This is a genomic window from Streptococcus mitis (assembly GCF_003944325.1).
Classification (GTDB): Bacteria; Bacillota; Bacilli; order Lactobacillales; family Streptococcaceae; genus Streptococcus; species Streptococcus mitis_CW.
Window position 1 is genome coordinate 1 of sequence record NZ_RJPX01000101.1, and the last position, 767, is coordinate 767.

Annotated in this window: 1 protein-coding gene; it reads right to left on the bottom strand. The window is 42.3% G+C overall.

Translation table 11 applies throughout. The features are described from left to right. A partial coding sequence (locus D8787_RS11605) for an Ig-like domain-containing protein (protein WP_260471403.1) occupies positions 1-767 on the bottom strand: 767 nt, incomplete at both ends.

Consider the following 767-nt stretch of genomic DNA (forward strand, 5'->3'; position numbering starts at 1 on the left):
CTGGNTTAGCTGGNGCTTTTGTATCTGCTGTTGCTTTTGCTGGTGTGCTTGCTTCTGATACATTTCCTGCTGGATCTGTTGCTTTCGCTGTTACATCTCCTGCTGGAAGTTTTTTCGTTGGTGTGATTGTAGCTTTTCCGTTTTCGTCTGCTACGCCTTCACCAATCTTGTGACCATCTTTATCAAATAACTCAACTTTAGATCCTGGTTCNGCACTTACTTCAACTGGTGTCTTAGTTCCTGCTTTATCTGTTAGATCTGTTNTGATTTCTGGTTTAGCTGGNGCTTTTGTATCTGCTGTTGCTTTTGCTGGTGTGCTTGCTTCTGATACATTTCCTGCTGGATCTGTTGCTTTCGCTGTTACATCTCCTNCTGGAAGTTTTTTCGTTGGTGTGATTGTAGCTTTTCCGTCTTTTCCTGCTACNCCTTCACCAATCTTGTGACCATCTTTATCAAATAACTCAACTTTAGATCCTGGTTCNGCACTTACTTCAACTGGTGTCTTAGTTCCTGCTTTATCTGTTAGATCTGTTGTGATTTCTGGNTTAGCTGGNGCTTTTGTATCTGCTGTTGCTTTTGCTGGTGTGCTTGCTTCTGATACATTTCCTGCTGGATCTGTTGCTTTCGCTGTTACATCTCCTGCTGGAAGTTTTTTCGTTGGTGTGATTGTAGCTTTTCCGTTTTCGTCTGCTACGCCTTCACCAATCTTGTGACCATCTTTATCAAATAACTCAACTTTAGATCCTGGTTCTGCACTTACTTCAACT